The 2867-nt window shown below is 36.7% G+C and carries 3 protein-coding genes; all 3 read left to right on the top strand.

Annotated elements, in window-relative coordinates; all coding sequences use genetic code 11:
• Positions 1-485: 485 nt before the first annotated feature.
• Positions 486-671: a DUF4926 domain-containing protein gene (locus MRZ08_RS01385; protein ID WP_297378436.1), complete on the top strand. Its 186-nt coding sequence runs from the start codon at positions 486-488 to the stop codon at positions 669-671.
• Between the two features lie 150 nt (positions 672-821).
• Complete coding sequence (locus MRZ08_RS01380) at positions 822-2414, top strand: type I restriction-modification system subunit M (protein WP_297378434.1); 1593 nt, start codon at positions 822-824, stop codon at positions 2412-2414.
• Positions 2411-2867: restriction endonuclease subunit S (locus MRZ08_RS01375; RefSeq protein WP_297378431.1), on the top strand; the 457-nt coding region annotated here is incomplete at its 3' end. The genes MRZ08_RS01380 and MRZ08_RS01375, both read left to right, overlap by 4 nt.

Below are 2867 nucleotides of genomic sequence, written 5' to 3'. Positions count from 1 at the left end.
AAAACAAATAAAAAAACTGCTTAAGCAGTAGTTGGGATAGTGGTGCATGTGACGGAATACTCGGAGCCCCAATAGGGGCGTGCCGGTATTTGCGCCTTATAGGCGCTGTGCAAACTACCAGCTAAGCTGGTAGTTTTGATTGTTCACTTAAGTGAGTTGAGCGAACGAAAGAGAGCGAAACAATAAACCACCTGCTATGCAGGTGGAGGAAATTATCTCTAGATTCAAGCACCAAGAAAGCCCTCTTAAAGTAGAATTGTTATAATCACATGTACAATAAAATAAGGAGGCATTCATGGATAAAAATACTTTATCACATACAAACTGGAGATGTAAATATCATATAGTATTTGACCAAAATATAGAAGATATGTAATGTATAGACAATTAAGAAAAGATATAAGAAGCATACTTCGAGAATTATGTTCAAGAAGAGTAATAAACATAATTGATGACAGAGAAACTGAGAGGGTTAAGAATTTATAATGAAAGAATTGGATATTGTACGATTGAAAGAAGATTACAAAGAAATAAGTAAGGGAACAAAGGGAACAGTTGTTTTGCTTTATGATGATAAAAATTGTGAAGTTGAGTTTTTTGATAAAGAGGGAGATACCATAGATGTAGTCATGACTCCTTTGAAAAAACTAGAACTTGTTAAATCATTCTAATAATTTATTCACAAAAAAGCCTGTGAGATATGATTTAAGGTGTCCATAAACTTGGACCGACTAGCAGAGTTAGTGTCAAAACTTACTCTGCTATTTTTTTAGCTAAAAACAGCCTTTTTTGTTATAATTATACTAACAAGGAGTGTATATATGGAAACTACTATTAATCTTTACCAAAAATTATGGCAGGCTTCTGATGATCTTAGGTCTCAGATGGATGCTAATGAATATAAGAACTATTTATTAGGAATAATTTTTTATAAATATTTATCAGATAAGATGCTTGATGAGGTTGGCAAGTTACTGGAAGTTGATGATGCTGACCTAGATGAGATTCAAGCTATGTATGAAGAAGAAATGGAGGGGGATGATGCTGACCTTATTGTTGATGAGCTTAGGAATAAATTTTCCTTTGTAATTTCTCCAGACCATACCTTTACTCATTTTATAAAGCAAATCGAAGAAGGGACTTTCCAGCTAGATGACCTGGGTCAGGCCTTTACTGAAATCGAGCGAGCTGATAAGGACTTCAATGGCTTGTTTGAAGATATAGACCTCTACTCAAACAAGCTAGGCAAACAGCCACAGGAGAAGAACAAACGCATATCAAAGGTTATGAAGCAATTTGCCGAGGTCAACTTTGCCAACTATTCTGGCGATGTCCTTGGTGATGTTTACGAATATATGCTAGCAAACTTTGCCTCAGAATCAGGCAAAAAAGCAGGAGAGTTCTATACTCCACAGCCAGTATCAAGGCTTATGGCAATGATAGCTATGGATGGCAAAGAAGATAAGGCGGGACTTACTGTATTTGACCCGACCCTTGGTTCTGGATCCTTGCTTTTGAATGTGAGAAACTTCTCCAATGAAGCAAATCGCATCAGATACTTTGGCCAGGAGCTAAACAATTCTACCTACAACCTATCTCGTATGAATATGATCCTCCACGACGTGCCACTTGAGTATCAGAGCTTAAACCAAGGCAACACCCTATCAGACGATTGGCCTGTAGATGAGCCAACCAACTTTGATGCTGTTCTTATGAATCCGCCATATTCTGCCAAATGGGATGCGAGCAAGGGATTTTTGGAGGATCCACGATTTTCCGAATACGGAGTCCTCCCACCCAAATCAAGGGCAGACTTTGCCTTCCTCCTCCATGGCTTCTACCATTTGAAAAACACAGGAACTATGGCAATACTTCTCCCTCACGGAGTTCTATTTAGGTCTGGGGCAGAGGAAAAGATAAGAAAAATAATGCTGGAAAATGGGTCTATAGATGCAGTCATAGGCCTTGCTCCAAATTTATTCTACTCTACAGGAATCCCAGTAAGTCTTATAATATTAAGGAAAGATAAGACCGACAGAAGTGTTTATTTTATAGATGCTAGTGAAGAATTTGTCAAAAAAGGCAACAAAAACGAACTAACCGAAGATAATATCCAAAAGATATACAAGGCCCTAAGGTCTAGGGAAGAAATAGATAAATTCGCCCACCTAGCAGGGTTTGATGAGATAGAAGAAAATGGCTTCAACTTAAATATCCCAAGATATGTGGACACCTTCGAAGAAGAAGATCCCATAGACTTGGCAGAAGTATCAAAGGATATCAAGGCTATTAATGAAGAAGCTGATAAGCTCAAAGCAGAAATCCTAGCTGATATGAAAAACCTTGTGGCAAATACAGATGAGGCCAAGGCAGAGCTTGCAGGATTTATGGAAATCTTAGGTGGTAATTTATGAGAAAGGTTCCAGAGCTAAGGTTTGATGGTTTTGATGGAGAGTGGGAAATGGGAACTCTAAGTGATCTAGGAAGTGTATTAATGAATAAGAGAATATATAAAGATGAAACTTCCGAAATTGGAGATGTTCCGTTTTATAAAATTGGTACATTTGGAAGCAAAGCTGATAGTTATATAAGTAGAGATTTATTCGAAGAGTACAAATCTAAGTATCCTTACCCTAAAGTAGGTGATCTTCTTATTTCTGCATCTGGAAGTATTGGAAAAGTGATTGAATACAAAGGTGAAGATGCTTATTATCAAGATAGTAATATAGTTTGGTTAGATGTAAATGATAAAGTAAAAAATAGTTTTTTAAAGCAGTTTTATGAAACGGTACATTGGAATGAACTTGAGGGCTCTACTATAAAAAGGCTTTATAATAAAGATTTACTTAGAAAAAAAATATCCTATC

The sequence above is a fragment of the Anaerococcus sp. genome, from assembly GCF_022770135.1.
Taxonomy (GTDB): domain Bacteria; phylum Bacillota; class Clostridia; order Tissierellales; family Peptoniphilaceae; genus Anaerococcus.
This window is presented reverse-complemented; position numbering and strand designations above follow the sequence as displayed.